This window comes from Mycobacterium sp. SMC-8 (assembly GCF_025263565.1).
In the GTDB taxonomy this organism is placed as follows: domain Bacteria; phylum Actinomycetota; class Actinomycetes; order Mycobacteriales; family Mycobacteriaceae; genus Mycobacterium.
The window spans coordinates 5545104-5565530 of the sequence record NZ_CP079865.1 but is presented as its reverse complement, the minus strand read 5'-3'; the positions used below and the strand labels follow the sequence as shown (position 1 = coordinate 5565530).

Annotated in this window: 17 protein-coding genes; 12 read left to right on the top strand and 5 right to left on the bottom strand. The window is 64.2% G+C overall.

Annotated elements, in window-relative coordinates:
* Positions 1-2 precede the first annotated feature (2 nt).
* The 3 genes from KXD97_RS26775 to KXD97_RS26765 are packed head-to-tail and all read left to right on the top strand — an operon-like array spanning position 3 to position 3863.
* Positions 3-1637, top strand: coding sequence for a class I adenylate-forming enzyme family protein (locus KXD97_RS26775; protein ID WP_260753833.1), 1635 nt, complete (start codon positions 3-5; stop codon positions 1635-1637).
* 3 nt (positions 1638-1640) lie between these two features.
* Positions 1641-3359 carry a class I adenylate-forming enzyme family protein gene (locus KXD97_RS26770; RefSeq protein WP_260753831.1) on the top strand — a complete coding sequence of 573 codons (1719 nt, stop codon included), beginning with the start codon at positions 1641-1643 and terminating at the stop codon, positions 3357-3359.
* 51 nt (positions 3360-3410) lie between these two features.
* Entirely contained in the window at positions 3411-3863 is a 453-nt protein-coding gene (locus KXD97_RS26765; protein WP_260758163.1) for a MaoC family dehydratase, read from the top strand.
* Between the two features lie 37 nt (positions 3864-3900).
* Here the strand turns inward: KXD97_RS26765 and KXD97_RS26760 are convergent, their stop codons facing one another.
* Entirely contained in the window at positions 3901-5124 is a 1224-nt protein-coding gene (locus KXD97_RS26760; RefSeq protein WP_260753830.1) for a CoA transferase, read from the bottom strand.
* Positions 5125-5320: 196 nt separating this feature from the next.
* Positions 5321-5998, bottom strand: a complete 678-nt coding sequence (locus KXD97_RS26755) for a TetR/AcrR family transcriptional regulator (RefSeq protein ID WP_260753829.1) — start codon at positions 5996-5998, stop codon at positions 5321-5323.
* A 566-nt stretch (positions 5999-6564) separates the two neighbouring features.
* Between KXD97_RS26755 and KXD97_RS26750 the strand changes: the two genes are divergently transcribed.
* From KXD97_RS26750 to KXD97_RS33215, 5 genes are all read left to right on the top strand, one after another.
* Positions 6565-7248, top strand: a complete 684-nt coding sequence (locus KXD97_RS26750; protein WP_260753826.1) for a TetR/AcrR family transcriptional regulator — start codon at positions 6565-6567, stop codon at positions 7246-7248.
* A gap of 361 nt (positions 7249-7609) precedes the next feature.
* Positions 7610-8419, top strand: a complete 810-nt coding sequence (locus KXD97_RS26745) for a hypothetical protein (RefSeq protein ID WP_260753824.1) — start codon at positions 7610-7612, stop codon at positions 8417-8419.
* 125 nt (positions 8420-8544) lie between these two features.
* Positions 8545-9765: a cytochrome P450 gene (locus KXD97_RS26740; RefSeq protein WP_260753821.1), complete on the top strand. Its 1221-nt coding sequence runs from the start codon at positions 8545-8547 to the stop codon at positions 9763-9765.
* 9 nt (positions 9766-9774) lie between these two features.
* Positions 9775-10758, top strand: a complete 984-nt coding sequence (locus KXD97_RS26735; RefSeq protein WP_260753819.1) for a hypothetical protein — start codon at positions 9775-9777, stop codon at positions 10756-10758.
* Positions 10755-12332 (top strand): PEP-utilizing enzyme, encoded by a 1578-nt coding sequence (locus KXD97_RS33215; RefSeq protein ID WP_313901327.1) that lies wholly within the window; start codon positions 10755-10757, stop codon positions 12330-12332. The genes KXD97_RS26735 and KXD97_RS33215 overlap by 4 nt, the downstream gene beginning before the upstream one ends.
* A 9-nt stretch (positions 12333-12341) precedes the next feature.
* Here KXD97_RS33215 and KXD97_RS26725 read toward each other — a convergent pair whose 3' ends face one another.
* The 3 genes from KXD97_RS26725 to KXD97_RS26715 are packed head-to-tail and all read right to left on the bottom strand — an operon-like array spanning position 12342 to position 15165.
* The gene (locus tag KXD97_RS26725; protein WP_260753818.1) at positions 12342-13064 is read right to left on the bottom strand and encodes a hypothetical protein; all 723 of its coding nucleotides are present in this window, start codon (positions 13062-13064) and stop codon (positions 12342-12344) included.
* Positions 13061-13774, bottom strand: a complete 714-nt coding sequence (locus tag KXD97_RS26720) for a hypothetical protein (protein ID WP_260753817.1) — start codon at positions 13772-13774, stop codon at positions 13061-13063. Before KXD97_RS26720 ends, KXD97_RS26725 begins: the two co-directional genes overlap by 4 nt.
* 41 nt (positions 13775-13815) lie before the next feature.
* The gene (locus tag KXD97_RS26715; protein ID WP_260753816.1) at positions 13816-15165 is read right to left on the bottom strand and encodes an aminoglycoside phosphotransferase family protein; all 1350 of its coding nucleotides are present in this window, start codon (positions 15163-15165) and stop codon (positions 13816-13818) included.
* Between the two features lie 425 nt (positions 15166-15590).
* Here KXD97_RS26715 and KXD97_RS26710 point away from each other — a divergent pair, with 425 nt between their 5' ends.
* The 4 genes from KXD97_RS26710 (at position 15591) to KXD97_RS26695 (ending at position 20426) form a co-directional block, all read left to right on the top strand.
* Positions 15591-16772, top strand: a complete 1182-nt coding sequence (locus KXD97_RS26710) for an LLM class flavin-dependent oxidoreductase (RefSeq protein ID WP_260753815.1) — start codon at positions 15591-15593, stop codon at positions 16770-16772.
* A gap of 114 nt (positions 16773-16886) precedes the next feature.
* Complete coding sequence (locus KXD97_RS26705) at positions 16887-17996, top strand: ecdysteroid 22-kinase family protein (RefSeq protein WP_260753814.1); 1110 nt, start codon at positions 16887-16889, stop codon at positions 17994-17996.
* A gap of 49 nt (positions 17997-18045) precedes the next feature.
* Positions 18046-19116, top strand: a complete 1071-nt coding sequence (locus KXD97_RS26700) for a hypothetical protein (RefSeq protein ID WP_260753812.1) — start codon at positions 18046-18048, stop codon at positions 19114-19116.
* A gap of 221 nt (positions 19117-19337) precedes the next feature.
* Positions 19338-20426, top strand: coding sequence for a cytochrome P450 (locus tag KXD97_RS26695; RefSeq protein ID WP_260753807.1), 1089 nt, complete (start codon positions 19338-19340; stop codon positions 20424-20426).
* The last annotated feature ends 1 nt before the right edge of the window (position 20427 follow it).

Here is a 20427-nt window from a genome sequence, read left to right as displayed (position 1 = left end):
CGATGGCGTCCGGCGCGGCGAGGGAAACTCCTCTCGAGAAGGCGTTTTGGCCCGCTGACGACAGTACGGACCTCGTCGATCACACGGTCGGTGGGCTGCTGGCACTGCGGGCGGCAAGCCACGCTGATCGCCTCGCCGTCGTCGGCGTTCGCCACGGCGACGGCACCGAGGTACGGCTCACCTACACGGAGCTCTTCGACCAGGCGGGTCGCGTCGCGACGGCGTTGGCCCAGCTTGTCGAGCGCGGCAGCTACGTCGCCATCTGGGCGCCGAACGTTGTGGAATGGCCGATCATCCAATACGGGGCCGCGCTGGCGGGAATGGTGCTGGTCGCCATCAATCCGGCGTTGCGCGAAGCCGAGCTCGAGTATGCGCTGACCCATTCCGGCGCGGCGGTCCTGCTTTACGCCGACGATTCTCGCGACTACGACATGGCAGGCGTCGTCGGCTCGGTTCGTCGGACATTGCCTGACCTGCACTGCATCTCGCTATCGGAGCGCGAGCAGTGGCAGTCGCCCGCCATCGTCGCGGCGGTGCTTCGTGACGCTCCGACCGATCCCGACGATGTGGTCATGCTTCAGTACACGTCAGGGACCACCGGTAAGCCCAAGGGAGTGCTCCTCAAACACCGATCCCTCGTCAACGTCGCCAAGCTGACTCTCGAGACCGTGCAGGTCGAAGCGGGCTCGGTATGCCTGAATCCGCTTCCGATGTTCCACACCGCCGGGTGTGTGATCGCGACGCTTGGTCCGCTGTGGATCGGTGGGACCACCGTGCTGGTGAAACGGTTCCAGCCCGCGCCGGTGCTGGAGGCACTGCGCAACGAGCAGGTCGCCGTCCTGTTCCACGTGCCGGCGATCCTGGGTGCGCTGTTGGAATGCCAACGCAGCGCGACCACTCCCGCACCCCGACTGCAGGTCGTCATGGGCGGTGCCGCCGACGTCCCGGCGAGCATGATCGAGGCCGCCGAATCCATCTTCGGCGCGTCCGTCATCACCCTGTTCGGACAGACCGAACTGGCGCCGGTGCTTTCGGCCACCCGGCCCTCGGACTCGCGCGACGATCAACTGACGACCGTCGGACGTCCGCTGCCTCGGGTGGAGTGCAAGATCGTCGATCCCGCGACCAATGAGACGCTTACCGTCGGCGAACCCGGTGAGATCTGTGCGCGCGGGTACCAACAGTTCGTCGGGTACCTCCACGACGATGACGCGACAGCCGGCACCGTGGACGCGGACGGATACGTGCACACCGGCGATCTCGGCATCATGGACGAACGTGGCTACCTGAAGGTCACGGGCCGGCTGAAGGAACTGATCATCAGAGGAGGCGAGAACATCTCACCCGCCGAGATCGAGCGCGTGCTGATCGGCGAGGACTCCGTGATCGACGCATGCGTGGTCGGACTGCCCGACGAACGGTGGGGTGAGATCGTCGCTGCGGCGATTCACATCAAAGGTGACCTGCGTGAGGGTTTCAAGGCCGACCTCACCGAGTATGTCGCGGGCCACCTCGCACCCTTCAAGATGCCGTCACGATGGTTCATCGCCGATGCCATGCCGGTGACGCCGACCGGGAAGGTGCGCAAGTTCGAACTGCGAGAGGCCATCCTGCGCGGACAGCTGCAGGAGCTCTGAGCCATGACGCCATCCATCAGGGTGCAGCGCATCGATGCCCGACGCGATGCTCTGCGCGTCGCCTACCCGGTGTGGAAACCCACCACGCTGCACGGCTTTCTCGATACGTGCACCGAGCAGTTCGGCAGCAGGCCGTTCGTCATCTGTGACGACCGCACGCTCACCTATCGTGATGTGGCGGACGAATCACGAAGGATAGCGAGCGGTTTGCGCCAACTCGGAATCGAACCCGGCGATCGGGTCGGCGTGGTCGTGGCGAATCATCCCGAGTTCGTGACCGTCAAGTTCGCGATCTCGCGTGTGGGCGCCATCGCGGTACCGTTCAACTTCCTCTACAAACAAGACGAACTCGCCTATGTGCTGGCAGATTCGGGATGTCGCGTCCTGGTCACGATGACCGGTTTCGAGGGCCTGGACTATCAGCAGATGCTGGACGGAATCTGTGGCGGCTGGGACTCGACCGGCTTTGCGGATCGTCCGCCGTCTGACTCCGACCGGGTACCCGCCTTGCGGCACGTCGTACTCCTGGACACCGACGGTCGCGCCCGCGGCGGCGTCCGCACCGTGGCGAGCCTGTCCGCCTCGCGGACCGAACGCCGATGGGAAGACGGTGTCGAGCCCGCCCCCCAGGATCCCGCGGACATGCTCTACACCAGCGGAACCACCGGGACACCCAAGGGGGTGATCACCTCGCACGATGCCGTCCTGCGCACCGCGTACGCCTCCGCGCTGACACGTGCCTACGAGGACGGCCGTCGGATCCTGTTCTCCCTGCCGTGCTATCACATGTTCGGGTACATCGAAGGATTGCTGTCGGCGATGTATGTCGGCGGCGCGGTCATCCTCCAGACCGGGTTCAGCGCACAAGGGTACTTCGCGGGTATCCAACGCCACCGTGCCACCGACATTCTCTGCGTACCCACGATGGCTGTGGCCATGGTGGAGAGCCCGGTGCGGGAGGAATACGACCTCTCCTCTCTCGAAGCCATTCTTTGCGGATCCGCACCCGCGCCGGTCTGGTTGTGGCCACGAATCGCCGAAGACTTCGATGTGCATGAGATTGTCACCGGATACGGCATGACCGAATGCGGTGGCTGCATGACCCTTACGCGTCCCGAGGACCCGCTGGAGCTCACGACCGAGACGGCGGGGCGGCCGAAGATTGCGGGAGTGGCCGGCATCCCCGGATCCGGCGAGCTCGCCACCTACAAGGCAGTGGACCCGGTGACGGGAAACGACCTGCCCGCAGGAGGCGAGGGTGAGCTCGTGTCCCGCGGGCCGACGGTGATGCTGGGTTTCTGGAACAGACCCGAACAGACTGCGGAAGCGCTGCGTGGCGACTGGCTGCACTCGGGCGACCTCGGAGTCGTCGGGCCGGACGGCTACCTGCGGGTCACGGGACGCAGCAAGGAACTCTACAAGAGCGGCGGCGAACTGGTGATGCCCAAGGAGATCGAAGATCTCCTGGCGCATCACGACAACATCAGTCAAGTGTTCGCGATCGGACTGCTGGACGATCGGTGGGGCGAGATAGGCTGTGCCGTCATTGTTCTCGTCCCGGGCGCCGAGCTGGGAGAGGATGAGGTACTGGCGATGTGTCGGGAGAACCTCGCCAGGTTCAAGGTGCCGAAACGGGTGGTGTTCTGTCGCGCCGAGGACCTGCCCAAGACACCGACCGGCAAGGTGCAGAAGTTCAAACTTGCTCAAGCCCTGGGGCTTTGAGGACGGTATCGAGACCATGAGGAGCAGCACGTGACCACTGACCACCACCCGATGACGGTGTTCGCCGATCTGACGGAGTTCGCCTCCGCCGCGGGAGCCGAACTCGGTCCGACCGAATGGCTGGCGATCGATCAGGCCAGGGTTGACCAGTTCGCCCAGGCCACCGACGATCACCAGTGGATCCATGTCGATACGCTGCGGGCAGCCGAAGGACCGTTCGGCGGCACCATCGCGCACGGCCTGCTCACTCTGTCGCTGTTACCGCGCTTCATGCATGACCTGTATCGCGTCGACAAGGTCTCGATGGCAATCAACTATGGCTTCAACAAGGTTCGATTCATCACGCCGGTGCCGGCGGGTTCCCGCCTGCGGGCCGCCTCGAAGGTCACCGCCGTCACAGAGGTCTCCGGGGGAGTGCAGGGGACCTTCTCGACGACGATCGAGGTGGAAGGGTCGGACAAGCCGGCGGCGGTGGTCGAGTCCGTCATCAGGTACCTGGCCTGACGGCCGCCGCAGAGCATCACCGGCCGCAGCGGGGGCGCTACGAACCTGCCACGACGCCGGCTTCATGGAGAGCGTGCACGTCCTCGGGTGTCATGCCCAGTCGTTGCGTGAGGACGTCGGCGGTGTCATCGCCGAGTGCGGGCGCGGCGGTCGCCGTGGTGTGTGCCCCGTCGATGGACAGTGGAAGGCCGGGCGCGAGGTACGCACCTATGCGTGGTTGGTGCAGGGTACTGAACAAAGGGTTCTCGGTCACACGAGGGTCCACGGCGGTCTCGGCGAAGGTGCGGTAGCGGTCCCAGAGCACGGAGGTTGCGGCGAGACCCGCCGAGATCTCGTCGGCGGAGTGGTCCCCGAACCACGTGGAGAACAGTTCGCTCAGCGCGTCGCGGTGCCGGTAGCGATCACCTTCGTCGGCGAAGTCGGCGCCGAAGTTCTCGGCCAGTGCCGCGACGGCCGTGGTGGTTCCGGTGAGCTCGGCCAGATCGCGAAGGTGCCGTCCGGTGAGCGCGACGACCATGAAGGAGATGCCGTCGCCGCTGGTGAAGTTCTGCCCGTACTGACCGTAGATGGCATTGCCCAGGCGCTGACGTTGCGTGTGGTTCACCATGGGCTCGGTCAGGAAGCCGAGGTTCCCTGCGGTGGCAAGGGCGACGTCTTCCAACGGCAGTCGAATCCGGCTGCCCTCTCCGGTGACTTCTCGGTGGCGCAGAGCCGCGGTGATGCCCAGCGCGGCGTAGAGCCCGCAGGCGACGTCCCAGGCGGGTAACACGTGGTTGACGGGCCCCGACTCATCAGGCTGCCCGGTCACCAGCGGAAAACCCACGCCGGCGTTCACCGTGTAATCCACTCCGGTGCCGCCGTCGGCGCGTCCGGAAACCTCCAGATGAATGAGATCGGGCCGCGACGTCACCAGCGCGTCGTAGGAATGCCACTGACGGCCCACCACGTTGGTGATCAGGATGCCCCCATGCGGCCCGCTCTCGGCGATCAGCCGCTGAACCAGGTTCTGTCCCTCGGGATTTCGAAGATCGGCTGCCACCGATTTCTTTCCCTTGTTCAAGCCTGCCCAGTAGATGCTGGCTCCGCTCTCGGCGACGGGCCAGCGGTGATAGTCGGCTGCTCCGCCCACCGGGTCGACGCGGATCACCTCGCAGCCCAGTTGTGCAAGCGTCATGCCGGCCAGGGGCACCGCCACAAAACTCGAGATCTCGATGACACGCACCCCCGCCAGGGGTTTGGTGGCAGTCGATGTTTCGGTCAAGTTGGGCTCCTATCGCGGGCGCGAGGCTTGGGCCTGCTAGCGAGAATGCGGATGACAGGCCAACGGGCCCCGGCCTGCTGGGGAGCAGCGGCCAACCGTCGATCGTCTGGGTAAGCACAGTCGAGGTTAATCTATACTAGAAAAACTGCCAAGCGTCGGGAGTCACTCCGTCCGGACGAACGAGACTTCCGCCGGATCAGCTGGTTGTGGGACGCCGGGCTGCTCGCTTTTTTGGCGTCGCGGCCGGCAACGGGCTGAGACCACTGCGGACCAAGATCTGCGCGTTGGACACGACGGCGTCCACCGAGCCACGTCGCGGGTCCCACCATTCTGCGGCCCAGTTCAGGGCGCCCATCACAAGCAAACGGGCCATTCTTGGATCCAGGTCGCTGCGGATGTCCCCATCGGCGAGCGCGTTGGCGAATAAGCCCTGCCAGATCCTGCCATAGGCAGCCTCCTCCTTCTTCTGTCTGGTACGGAGGTGCTCGGGGATCTGACCGGAGTTGCGAATCGACGCTGTGGTGTAGTCGGAGAGCTCGAGTTCATGCCGAAGGTGAGCCTCCACGGCCGTCATGATCATGTCCATCGCCGTTGAGTCGGCGGGCATGGCGTCCAAGGTGGTCCGCAGGTGAGCGCGCATGTCGCTGATGCCACAGAACATGACCTCCTCGATGAGGTCTTCCCGGGAGGGAAAGTAGTAGTAGATCGCCGGTGCCTGTATCTCGGCGTAATCGGCGACATCCGTGAGCCGGGTACCCGCGAAGCCCTTCACGCTCAGTACATGCGCGGCGGCATCCAGAATCCGCGCCCTGGTGCGTTGCGATTTGGTGTCGCCGTCCGGACCGGCCGCTGCGCTCGCGACTTTCTTAGCCATCGCCGGATCATATGCGCACGGCGCCCAGCAGTGGTCGCCCGCGCAGAGAAATAGTGGTCGCGCCGCTCGCGATGTGAACCACAGGCTGCCGCAATGGCCGAGGCCGTGGACTCGATCGCCGCTTAATCCTTGCTAGATTTTCTCCTGAATCGCAAAGTGGGACAGACCAGCGATCCAGTACCGCTGAGCTCGTCGGGGGCGATTCCTGGACGCCGCACCTGGGGACATCGCGGACATCTTTTCGTTTCGTACCCGGCAACCGGTGAGAGCAGTTCGGTGACGCATGGCTTCCGGTGTTGATCACCCTCGTCATCCGAGCGGCTCCGAATTCTCGACGCAGAACAGCGGTGACGCACAAACGAACGCGCCGGACTCGGCCGGATTCTGCGGAGAATGATCAGTAAGAGGGCCTATCGCAGATGTCGACGACGATGGGATGCGGGTAGGCTCCCTGTCCAAGTTGACTCGCCGGTCGTACGGTCGAACGTCTTGATCCGGTGGACATTCAACGGAATAGTCTGAGAGCCAGACTTGCGAGGATCAACGACAGACAGGCGCGACGCACGATGCCAATCAACCCGCGGAAGGCGCGAGTCAGCCGGGCGACGCGGCGTGAGGAAATCGCCGCGCTACTGTTCGCTGCCGCGGAACGGCAGATCGTGGATGGCGTCAGCTTCGCGGCGATCAGTGTTGAACAGCTCATCACCGGGGCCGAAATCGCCCGATCGACCTTTTACGTGTATTTCGAGGACAAGGGCGCACTCGTGCTTGAGCTGGCCGATCGTGTCACGCGGCAGGTCGGCGAGGCGGCTTCCTCGTGGTTTTCGCTCCAGCCCGGCGCCACCCGCGACGATCTGAGGGCGGCACTGGGCGAGATCGTCGCCGAGTATGCCCGTCATCGGCACATGCTGGCCGCGGTCGCAGAAGCCGCCGCGTACGACGGGCGCGTACGTGCCCAGTATGCGGGCGTCATGGAGCGCCGCTTCGGCGACATGTCTGCCAGCTTCCGCGAGCAGCAACTCAGCGGGCTGATCGATCCCGACCTGGACCTCGAACGTGTCGCACCGTGGCTGGCGTGGATGATTGAGCGCGGCCTCTACCAACTGATGAGTGACAGCGACATCCCTGCCGCCGACCGTCTCGACGGAATGACGACGGTCGTGTGGGAGACGCTCTACGCTCGCGCCGCCTCGAAGTCGGTGCGCCCGAACCGCAACGGGCAGACATCGGTTGAGGCCGACCCGGTATGAGCCGCCGGCCTGCTCTTGCCGTTCGGTCCACCGAGCATGCCACTGATGTTCGTCCACACCGGTCCTGGTGCGCCGCTTCATTGATTAGATAGCGAAGTCGCCACGTCCCGGCGCCACGGCGGCCGGTTGCTCATCGCGTACCTCGTGGAACCCGGGTAACGCGGTGATGGGTGCCGAGATGATCCCAAGCCCGACAGCGCTTACCCGCGGGCGGCTTGGGTAACACTATATTCGGACACTATGTTTGGAGTGGCTCCTGTGCTGGGCGACTGGTCGAGACGGCCGACGACCAGCTCACGCGCTTCGAGCGCGACGCGATCACGTCCTGTCTTGGACGCGGCCTCGAAAGAAGGAGCGCAGCGTGTCGACGCACAGAATTACCCTCCATTGGTGCAACTGGAGCGGCGCGGTATTCGTGCTGCTGTGGGCGTTCGGATTCCTTGCCTTCGCCCACGTCGTGCCACCGCCATCGCCGGCCGCCGACCCGACGCAGATTGCCGAGTTCTATCGGGAGAACACCACCGGGATTCGATTCGGCATACTGCTGACGCTGTTCGTCTCGCCGTTCTACGCGTCGTGGTCCGCGGCGATCGCGTCGCAGATGAAGCGGATGCCGGGGGTCCATCCCGTACTGGCTGATCTGCAGCTCGTTCTGGGCGGCCTGACTGTCCTGGTCTTCATGATTCCGGCCCTGTTCCTGGAGGTTGCGGCGTTCCGTCCGGACCGCTCACCGGAGATCATCCAGGCACTCGACGACATTCCTTGGCTGATGTTCATCGGTATGGGGGCCACTGCGATCCTGCAGCCCGCGGTGATCGCGGTGGCGATATTCCAAGATCGGTCACGGGAACGGGTCTTTGCGCGCTGGGTGGGCTATTTCAACGTCTGGACGGTGCTGCTCTTCCTGCCCGGCCCATTCTGCGTGTTCTTCAAGACCGGTCCGCTGGCATGGGACGGTCTCTTCCCCTGGTGGATTCCGTTCATCGTCTTCTTTTTGTGGATGGTGGTCATGCTCTTGGTCGTCCGCCGGGCAATCAGCCGCGCGCCTCGTGACGACAGCACGTCATGGCCCCTCGGCCCCGCCGTCGAACAGCGCGTTGCACAGCTCGTCGAAGCCAGAGTCGATGCCGTGCGCGCCGAGTTGGCTCGCGAAATCGCCGCCCGCGGTTGACAGATCGATTGACCGGCATTCCGACTTAACACTATGTTCGGACACTATGTTCGGCTACCATTCTCGGGAGGCGTGACGGTGCCGAATGCCGCAGCAACTTTCGATCGGTTAGGGGAGACACCACGATGACCAGCGTGATCCGGGTTCCGACACTGGATTTCGATCACCACTCGGTGCGGGCTTCGCACCAGCGGGATCAAGTCTTGGCCGAGGTCAGTGACCATCCGATCTTCTGGACCGAAGCGCACGGCGGCTACTGGGTGGTGGCCTCTCACGCGCTGGCGAAGCGGGTACTGCGCGATGCGGAGGTGTTCTCGTCGCTGAAGACGCCGGAGATGACCGGTGGGGTCACGATTCCGACGATGATCGGTCCGAAGCTGATCCCGGCCGAGATCGACCCACCGTTTCACCGCACATTACGAAAGATTTTGACGCCGAAGTTCCATCAGAAAGCCGTTGCCCGCATCGCTCCGCAGCTTGAGGAGTTGATCGTCGGGGCCGTCGACGACGCGGTGGCGAAGGGTGATTTCGACGTCGTGCGCGATATCGCCGACCGGATCCCCGCCGGCTCGATGGTGCTGTATCTCGGCTTCCCGGAGGCCGAACGGGTGCCGTTCATCAAGTCCATCCACGCCGCCCTCGAGGTGATGCCATTCGCCTCCGACCCCGACTTCGCCGGCTCACCGAAGATGGCGGAAGGTATGGAGGCCCTGGGTCATGCAATCGGCGTCATTCAGGCGTTGATGGCAGAGCGTAAGACCAATCCGACCGACGACGTCGTCAGCCATCTGGTGTCGCCGGAGTTCGACCTCGACGACGATGACGTGATGTGGATGATCTTCACCCTCCTGGTGGGTGGGGCCGAGAACCCGGCGGCGACCATCGGTAACTCGCTGGCCTACTTGGCCGGCGACCCGGAGTTACGCGCACGATTGGCGGCCGACCACAGCCTGATCCCGGCCGCCTGCGAGGAACTTCTCCGGCAGACGTCCTCGGCAGTGTCCCTGGCTCGCAACGTCACCCGGGACATCGAGATCGAGGGTGCCCAGTTGCGCGCGGGCGACCGGATCTTGATCTGGTTGCCCGGGGCCAACCGTGATCCGCGGGTCTTCGACTGCCCGGCGTCGGTGAACATCGACCGCGCCCCGAACCCGCACATCGCTTTCGGGGACGGACCACACGTGTGTGTCGGTGCCGGCCTCTTCCGGATGTGGTTCCACGTACTGCTGCGCGAGGTACTCACCAAGATGCCCGATTACACGGTCGAACTCGACAAAGCGGTCCGCTTCGACGATGCGGCCACCATGTGGGGCTGGCGCAGCATGCCTGCGCACGCCAACGGATAGGGAGTGCCCGTGACGATGGTTGGCCCAGAGGACGATTTGCTGCACGACGCAGGCGACGAGGTGTACTGGAACGAAAGCGCCTGGTTCCCGATCAGCATTCCCGACCGCCTGATCAGCGGCTGGGTGATGGTATTCCATCGGCCCAACATGAAACTGTCGGTCGGGGGCATCGCGTTGTGGGACCCATCCGGGGAGAACCCCTATGACTGCCTCTTCTACGACTGGGGCGATCTTTGGGCACTCGATCCCACGTGGGACATGTTCGACTGCGCGCTTCCCAACGGGCTGACGGTCAAGATGGTGCAGCCGCTGAAGGAATTCTCGATCACCTACGACGGCAGAGGATGCCAGGCAGACCTGACGTGGACCGCCACCGCTGAGCCCTTTCACTCGACGTGGGGCAGCGGCGGAGCCGATGCGTGGGGCAGCGGGCATTTCGAGCAGCCGGGACGGATGACGGGCACCATCACCCTTGGTGGTGAGCTGCTCGAAGTCCGGTGCTGGTCGAACCGGGATCACTCCTGGGGGCCGCGCCGTCCGAAGCCGATGCCCAGGGCCGACTTCCCGTGGGGGCTGGACGACAACGGCGACGGATTCCACCTGTTCGTGGTGGCCGACCAGCCCGTAGCGGACGACCCGATCGAAGGAACCACCGAGACTCTGCTGTTCGGCTGGCAGCGACAGGACGGGGTGACCAGCCCGCTGGTCAAGGGCGAACGCAGGGTCACCGAGCGCGGCACCGATGGGCGACCGTTGCGAATCCAACTGCGCGGACACGACGAACTCGGGCGCGATCTCGTCGTCGACGGCGAATGCGTGAATTGGCTGCGATGGCAGGGCTATCCGTACACGTTCCAGTGGTGGTGCATGGTGCGTTGGTCCATCGAAGGGATTGACGGGAAAGTCGGCACCCAAGCCTGGGGCGAGCTGCAGGAGTTCTTTCCGCTACAGCAGAGCCGTGAGTACATGCGGTCCCTCATGGAGGCGACGTGAGCGATCCGCTGACCTACTCGTCCCCGCCCGAGATCTGCTGGACACGAAGCAATATGGCCGAGGTAACTCCCGGTGTGATCGTTCCGCTGGGATGGTCGTTCTATGGCCCGCTGACCGATATCAGTTCCCGACGCGGGTTCGCCCAACTCGGTGCCATTTCGGAGAAGGACACCAGCTACCCCGATGATGTGGCCGAACACCTGATCGGGGTGTTCCACGGCCGGCCCGTGCTGAACATCACCACCTTGCGCGCCATCATGTCCGGTTTCCCCGGGGTGTCCGGCGACGACGTCGAGCGCGATATCGCCGGTTCGGTGCGAGGCGGGGTGGTCGACCGTAGCTACGGCTGGCGGCTACCAGCGGTGGCGGCCAAGGCGGGAGTGGCGCTGCTCGGTAGTGGGAAAGCGGCGACCATGGTGCTGTCCGAAACCACGGCGTGGTGGTCCACCCGGTTCGGCCCCGACGGGATCGTCGACGGCACGCCGCCACGCACCGCGCTGGCCGAGGCGGTGGCGCACTTCGGCGATGCGGTCGTGGCCCAGAGCCGCAACCGAATGATATTCCAGGGGGCAAGTTCTCAGGTCGTCGCGCTGGCCGAGAAGTGCGGTCGCCCCGAGTTGGCGAGCGCTCTGCTCGCGGCCCCCGGCGGGCTCGAGGAGGCCGCGGTGGCCGACGACCTCCGGGCACTGGCCGCGGATCGGCTGGACCTGGCCACGTTCTTGTCCCGCCACGGATTTCACGGTCCGAACGCCGGCGACATCACCGCCCAGTCCTGGCGGGAGAACCCGGCGCCGATCGAGCGGTTGGTGAAGCGGCTGCGGGATGTGCCCGACGAGGGCCCGCGCCGCGACGACCGGACGCGGGCCGTGGCCGTCGAGTCGGTGCTGGCCGCGGTGCCCACTTGGCAGCGTCCCGCGGCCAAGCTCGCCCTGCGGTTGACGCCCACGGCGGCGCGCAGCCTGGAACGGAGCAAAGTGGCCTTCGTGATGTCGCTGGACGGCGCTCGCGCCGCCGCACGGGCGGTCGGTGCCGAACTCGTGGATGCGGGTGTACTGGACCGGGTCGACGACGTGTTCTTCCTGTTCGTCGAGGAACTGCTCGACGCTACCGACCGCGAGTTACGGACCCTGGTCGCGGACCGCCGCGCCGACAACGTGCGCCATCAGGGGTTGGACATGGTCGCCAACACCTGGGAGGGCAACCCGGCGATGAGAGAGATCACCACAGCGGCTACGTCGACGGTCACCGAGATCAGCGGCATCGGCGCCAGCCCGGGCACCGTCGAGGGACGGGTCAGGATCGTGCTCGACGCGGGCGCAGACACCGACGTCGACATCGATGACATCCTGGTGTGCTCGGTCACCGACCCGAGTTGGGTGTCGCTGATGATGCTGGCCGGGGCCCTGGTGATCGACATCGGTGGCACCGCCAGTCATGGCGCGATCGTCGCCCGCGAGCTCGGCGTGCCCTGCGTCATCGGCACGGCCACCGGCACGACCGATCTTCGCGATGGAGACCTGGTTCGCGTCGACGGCGCAGCCGGCGTTGTCACCGTCTTGGAGCGGGCGCAGTGAGTACGCCCGCTACCGGGCCTCGATTGCGAGTTCGTCTGTAGGCGTAGGCTGCTCGGCTCGCAGCACGGCCTTCCTCGTCAGCGCGATCATGATGAAGAACCACGCAGTGAAGGTGGCGAAGGGCACCCACCACACCAGCAGTCCGTTCCATGCGAACGGTCCGGTCTTCAGGAAAATCGCGACGACGCCGGGCAGAAACGACACGCTCACCCAGAGTTGAAGGTACCCGGACCATCTGGGATAGATCGGTGCCGCCCGCTTGTCACCGAACGTCACCGCGGCCAGGATCACGTACTGCAGGATGAACGGTGCGATGGGGGTGATGAAGAACAGCCAGCCGAGGTCCACCAGTGCCTGGGTGATCTCGGGGTTTCGCTCGGGTCGGAACGCCGCGGTCGCCCACAGAAACGCCGGGAGAAAGAACGTCACGCAGCACAGCACACCTGCCGCGAGCATGGTGCCGGACAGGAAATTCGACCGCCCTTCCCGCTCCTTGATCAGGTCGGCGAGCACCATCGACCACGGCAGATAGAAGACGGCGCCGAAGCTCATCAACACCATGCCGATCCGGATGGGAACAGACCTGGCGGCGAAGATGCCGGCGACTTCGTTTGCGTCGGCCGACGGGGGTATCGGCGGTATCCACTGCGCGAAGAAGACGAAGCCGACCAACCAGAGCAGGAAGAACGCGGCAGCGCTCCATACTCCGAGGATCCGCAGCCTGGGGTTCATGCGATCTCGTCCTTCAGCTGTCGAGTGACTCGGTTCGCCGAGGACAAGGCCGGCAACTCGGCCTCCTCATCGGCCTCGCGCTTGATCGCCGCGATCAGGAACCAGGTCGTGGTGCTCACCCAGACGCAGAAGATGCAGAGCGGAACGAAGAAGCCGAAAACACCATTCCAAGCGAAGGGGCCGTCCTTGAACAGCGGTACCACGCCGGCCGGCGCCAGCAGTATCGCGGTCCAGATGGCGAGATAACCGGTCCAACGGGGGAAGATCGGTTGCGCGCGGCTATCCATGAGGATGACGATGCCGAGGCTGAGGCACTGCAACACAGCCGACGAGATGACTCCGACGAACATCAGCCAACCCATGTCATTGAGCATGTACACCAGGTGAATTCGCTCAGGGGTGGGGCGATAGGCTGCGGTTTGCCACACCATCAACGGGATGATGAATTCCAGCGAGAGCAGCGATGCCTGGGCCACCTGCGTGATGGCCAGCACGGGACGCTTGCCCTCGATGCGGCTCATCTGGACGGCAATCACCGCCGACCAGGGAACCAGCAGCGCTGAGGCGAACAGCGTCAGAATGAGACCCAGCCGGATCGGCATGGCATGGTCGGTGAACATCTGGAGGATCTCGGCCTCCCCGCTCAGTGGCGCGGGCGGGGGGATAAAACCGGCAAGAGCAACGAAGCTGCCGACCCAGATCAGCACCATGATCGGACCGCTCCACGCGCATGCGAGCTGTGCGTTCCGGTTCATCGGGTGCTTCCCGGGCTCGCATCCAGCGCGTCGAACGAGTCGAGATCGTGGATCGCCTGGGCTGCGCGTCGAATGTTCGACAGGCTGACGTCGGCGGCCACCGGCCCACCCTCGCCGATGCCGAACGGGGCCAACCAGAATGACACGGCGTGAAACATCTGTTGCCGGTACGCAAGCCAGGCTTCATCGAAAGTCGGTGTATCCGAGACCGTCTCGGCCAGTTGATCCAGATAGCCGGCGATCAGTTCGCGCTCCCAGGCGCGCCGATCCTCGGTGGACAGCCCGATCGACAAGGCGTACGCGACGTCGAGTGCCCACTGACCGCGCGCGACACACTGCCAGTCGGCGAGCCCCATCGAGCCGTCCGGTAGGGCGTACCAATTCGCCAGATGCGTATCTTGGTGCAGCAGAGTCGGTGTCGCTGCGACGTTGAGCTCCATCGACCGCATCAGTGCGGGGTGCCAGTCGAGGCGACGCCGGTGCAGCGCAGGCGGTAGAACGTCGAGCGCCATGTCATGACCGGCCACCATCAGTGGTTCGAATCCCAGGGTGTCGTTGAAGTCCTCCTGATAGACCAGCGACGTCCGATAGGGGTAGGCAGGGCCGTTGCCCTCGCCCCAGAATGCGCCGTGCAGGGTGGCCAGCAGCGACACCATGCTCTGCGCTTGCGCGCGGTCGATGGTGAGGTCGATCGATGTGCCGAAGCGCGCTTTCTTGGTCTGGGCCAAGTCCTCGAGCAACAGGAAGGTTCGACAGGACCGCGGCTCGAAAGCCGCGTAGTAGCAAGTCGGCACTTCGATGGGCAGCGTGGTGGCGATGTCGTTGTAGAACGCGACCTCGCCTGCGGAGCTTCCATTGATCCCCACCAGGCACCGGGCCTGCACGGTGGGCGAGAATTTCGCGAAGAGTCGTTCGGGCAGCCCGGCGTCACTCCCGGCTCGATTGTAGTGAATCTGCAGTCGTCGACCGGAAGTCGTTCCGTTGTACTGGGTTCCGTGTTCGAATGACTCAACCCGGGCACCATCGTGCCCCGAGCACAGCGCATCGGTGAGCCAGTCGGTGGTGAGCCCGTCGGGCGACCCCGGAACGTCCGCGCGGCCGCGCAACCGTGGTGGCTCCTGTTGTTCGGCCTCGAAGAGCTTCAGGATCTCGGCTTGCCTGGTTGCAGTGTCCGGCGGGCTGGACATGGTTTGCTCCTGACGGTGGATGGTGTTATTAATATGGAATAGAATCCAGTTGTCAAGGGTGGCATACCGTGGCGACTTTCTGTGGCCGTGCCCATGCTCGGCGGGGTGGCGCGCTCGTCCGGTGTTTATTCTGACTGTCGGCGCCGACGTGCACGACATTCGTCGAGTTCGGCTCGTCCTCGGGAATTGCGCGCCGGCGGAAATAGTTGTCGAGCGAGAGCACCGTTCCAAGCGCGCGATGAAATAAACTCTGCCACAGTTGAAGTCGTGAAACAGCCGGGAAGTGCGATGCCCGACTGCAGTGCCGGCGCCCTGGTGAGTGGCGGGGTTCCCTACGGGTGCGGTGCGGCTGCGGCGTTCGAGGCGCAGGGATCACACCGACGCCAAATCTGTGATTGACAACACATCATCGGGGCATACATACTGTTCGAATACAACGTCGACCGAGTTGATTCCCTGCGCCCGAACCGGGGAAAGAAGTTCGCTCCTCGCGGTGCCGGTTCGGCGATTCGAAATGTTTGCCAGTAGAGGCGTCGTCCGCGCATACGTCGGCTCGGTGTCCGAGGACCATCAAGGAGATCACGATGACATCGCGGGAATCCCGAATCGCCGAGACGGCGATCTTCTTGTGGGGCGACAGGAACGCACCGGCGTCAGTCACCGTGGACGCCGCCAAAGCGGCGGCCGCCAGCCCGGGCGTCGATGGCATCGCCATGTCGGATCAGCTCATGAACTTCATTCCGCCGTCATTGTGGACCGTCGAGAACTCCCCGTTGGCGGGACTGATGCCCGACCCCGATTCGATGGACGACGCATTCGCCCTCGCTGCCTTCGTCTATGCAGCCATCCCCGGCATGAATCTGACACTTCTCACCGATTCGATCCGCAACGGGCCGGCCCAGCTGGTTCACCAGATGTTGACGCTCGCCAAGATCACCGAAGGGCGCGCCACGTTCATGGTGGGCGCAGGCGAGGTCAAGCAGATAAACCCGTTCGGTTGGAAGCGTTCCCAGGGACTGTCGCGGCTGGAGGACCTGTACAACGTCTTCCAGAAGTTCATGCAGAGTGACGAGCCGATCTCACACGAGGGCAATCACTGGACACTCGACAAGGCGTTTCTCGGCGCGGCCAAACACCATCGCCCCAAACTGTGGGGGCTCGGTGGTGGGCCCAAGATCCTGGACATGTCGACCAGTCTCGGAGACGGTTTTGCGGGCGCGGCACCGTGCGTGTGGGCCACTCCGGACGATGCCGCCGAATACATCACCGAACTCAGGAGACAGGTCGCGGCCAAAGGGCGGGATCCCGACCAGTATCGCGTCGGGGCGTTGTGCCCTGTTCTGATCCACGAGGACGAGTCCGTCCTCGATCGTGCCCTCGACAACCGCCTGGTTCGCTGGATAGCGGCGATCTTCGGTCGCACGCAGCCCCAGGACTGGCGGCGGGAGGGGATCGAGCCCGCCACACCCGACGGGTGGACCTACTTCATGAAGATGAAGCCGTACGACACCCCCGACAGTTTCGTCGACGAGGTGGTCGGCAAGGCCGGCCGGAAGATGACCGAACGCGCCTACATCTGGGGCAACACCGAGCAGGTGGCCACGCAACTCCAGGCCTATGTCGATGCCGGTGTCGACTGGATCTCGCCGGTGGACTACCTGCCGATCGTGAGCGATCCCGCGGAAGGTGCCGCGTCCCTGCAGCGCGCGATAGATGCGTGCACCATCCTGAAGCGGGCCGGGGTTACATCTTTAATTGAAATTTGATTAAGTGATTGACAGCACACCTGGGCTCATACATACTGTTCGAATAGTGTGTCCGATGTTCACGGATATCGGACTTTCCGTCAGAAGCCATCAGTAGCCCAGGAGATTCTTTCGATGACGCAGGCCTCCACCCCGACCGGTACCGCCCCGATCGTCACCAGCCCGGAACAAATGGACCTCGAGTGGTTCCGAACTGCGCTGGGGGGCGCCGGGCTCTTGGCCGAATCCGACCTGTCCAACGTCGAGGTCGCACCAGTCGGGAACGGCGTCATCGCTCGGATGGCCCGGGCCACCCTGACCTACGCGGGCCCGACATCCGCGCCGGCGTCGGTGGTCGTGAAGTACCCGACCGAGGACCCTGGCAGCTATGGCCTAGCGCAGGCGATGGGCTTCTACGAACTGGAGACACGGTTCTACCAAGACGTTGCGCCGCTGGTTCCGAACATGGGCCTCGCGCACTGTTATCTGGCGCAACTCGCAAGCAACAACCATGACTTCAATCTGATCCTGGAGGACCTCAGCGGAAGCTCGGTCGCGGGTGATGTCTTTCGCGCCGCGACGGCCGATGAATGCTCGCGTGCCCTCGGCGAACTCGTCGCTTTCCAGGCTCCGCTGTGGAACTCACCCAAGCTTGCTCAGCTCGAGTGGCTCGCAAATCCGCAGCGCACCATCGCGACCTTCGATGCCCTGCCCGCGGGGCTCGAAACGTTCGTCGCCCGATTCGGCGATCGCCTGGACCCGGCACATATCGAACTCTTCGAGGCGGTCCTGCCGCGCGCCGGGGAATGGGTGCGCAGTTGGAAGGCGCCGACAGTTGTGCAGCATGGAGACTTCCGCAGCGACAACCTGATGTTCCCGACCGACGCCAGTTCGGCCCGGACCGTGGTCGTGGACTTCCAGACCGTACGGATGGGTCCCCCCGGCGTCGATGCGGCGTACTTCGTCGGCGCATCGCTGCCCACCGATCAGCGCCGTACCGCCGAGCGTGACCTTGTCGCGGATTACCACCGGCGCCTGGTCGCCGCGGGCGTCGAGGACTACGACTTCGACGCCGCATGGGCGGCCTACCGCGAGGGCGCGCTGTATGGCGTCTTTCTGTTCGTGGGCATGGGTGCTCAGGTCGAGGACTCCGAGCACGCGGTGTCCGTGATCACCGACCAGATCCGCCGGTATGCCGACATGGCAATCGATTTGGAGTCCGCGCAAGCGGCCAGCCTGGTCTGAACTCAATGAGTTCTGACCGTAACCGACCAACGACAACGTAGGAGAAAGCATGGGCTGGAACGACCAGATCAACCTGGCTGACGAGCAATTTCACCCGCACAGCGACGATCCGTACTGGAGCGAGAACAGCCTGCTCGGATTCAACGTGCCGGAGCGAAATCTCAGTGGATTCATCTATTTCTACTGGCGACCGAATATGAATCTGGTGGTTGCCGGGCCCGCTATCTGGGATCACACGGGCGAGGACGTCTACAACTGTCTGTACTACGGCTGGGACCAGCACCTCGCTATACCAGAGGGCGCGGAGATGATGAACTTCGAGCTGTCGAACTCGTTGAGCTGCAAGATGATCGCGCCGCAGCAGGAGTATCACTTCGCCTACGACCGCAACGGGGTCAAATTCGACCTCGTCTGGACGGCGATGGCCGAGCCGCACTACATGAAGCTGTCCAAGGGTGGCGATGAAGACCCGGGCATCAAGAACTGGGTGAAAAAAGAGGGCGAGTACTCCGTCGGCCACTATGAGCAGTCCGGCTGGTTCAAGGGCACCCTCGAGCTCGACGGCGAGAAGATCGAGATCGACTGTGGTGCGCTGCGCGACCGCGGGTGGGGGCCTCGCCACGCCGACGTCTCCGATCCGCTGCGCGCCGGCTGGCCCTATGTCTTCGCGTCGCCCGAAAGTGCGTGGCACCTCTACGACCCGCAGACCACTCTGTCCTTCGAAGAGGACCCGATCGAGGGCACCACGGAGACTGTCACCACCGGCTTCTATATCCGCGACGGGATCAAGGCGTTGGTCGTGGATGGCACCCGCACCGCTGTACGCGGCCGCGACGGCCGCGTGCTCACCCAGGTCATCGACTGCGTCGACGAGCTCGGCCGGGAACTGCACGCCGTCGGCACCACGTTGAACTGGCTCAAATGGCCAATCAACAGCGACATCCTGAACTGGTGGTCGTTGGTGCGCTGGGAGTACGACGGCCAGGTGGTCTACGGCAACGACCAGGACTTCATGAATTTCAAGCACTATCGCCGCTACTGGCGACGCCTGCTCGACGACGACCCCGGTCTGCTGCACTGCTTCCCGGATTCGCCGGAATTCCCGCCCTACGGGAAATAGTCGAAGCGGTTCGGCAACGTATTGAGACTGTTTGTAAGTATTCAGCATTTTGAAGGGAAGAATCGATGAGTGACCAGACCCAGGTCGACGCGCAGCCGTCGATGATGGAGGTATTCCGGAGCACCTGGGATACCTGCCCGTTGTTCGGGCAGTTGCGCGAACATGCCCCGGTCCTTCACGTCGAGGAGCTGGACGCATGGGTCGTCAGCCGGTACGACGACGTGCTGGCGATCGTGAAGGACTTGGACCGCTTCGGCGCCATGCCGGCGGATCTGGTGGGCGAGGTGCCTGACGAGCTCAAAGAGCAACTGCCGCACGGGTATGCTCCCTGGCAACCGGCGCTGGTCAACACCGACCCGCCGGAGCACAACCGGATCCGCAAGCTGGCGGCCAAGCCCCTCACGCCCGCTGCGGTCAAGGTGCGCGAAGGCGTGATCCGGCAGGCGGCCAACGACCTGATCGACGCTATCGTGGCCGATGGTCGGGGCGACCTCGTGGACAGCTTCGCGACCCCGATGCCCGTGCACGTCCTGATCAAGATCCTCGGCCTGCCCGCGGAAGACCACGGCCTCTTCCGGGATTGGACGCTGGGTATCACCGAGCTGTTCGTGCCGTCCATCAGTGAGGAACGCCGTCTCGAGCTCGCGCGCGAGCAGGTGAAGTTCAACGATTACCTGCTGAACGCGATTGCACGTCGCCGTGCTGAACCGGGTGATGATCTGATCAGCGGTCTGATCCTCGCCCAGGAGCAGAGCGAGAAGAGCCTGACCGACCGTGAAGTTCTGGGTGTCATCGGACAACTGGTCATCGCGGGCTTCGAGACGAGCGCTGGTGGGATCAGCTTCTCGCTGTACAAGCTCTGCGAGGATCAGGAGCTGCTCGCCCGGGTGCGCGACGACCTGAGCCTGGTGCCGAAGGTGGTCGAGGAGTCACTGCGACGGCTGACCCCGGCACGCGGCATTGTGCGCCACGTCAAGGAGGATGTGGAGATCCGCGGACACAAGATCTCGAAGGGCTCCAACATCTTCGCGCTCGTCCAGTCGGCCAACAACGACGAGAACCAGTTCAGCTGCCCGGCGAATTTCGATATCGACCGGGATCCGGCAGAGATGCGCAAGAGCCTGCACTTCGGCCACGGCCCGCACACATGCATCGGCATCTCGGTGGCACGCCTGGACATGAGGGTGGCGATCGAGACGGCGATCACCAGGTTGCCCAACCTGAGACTCGCTCCCGACCAGAGCATCCGGGTTCAGGAGGGGATGATCTTCCATCGCCCCGAGAAGCTCGTGTTCGAGTGGGACGTCTGAC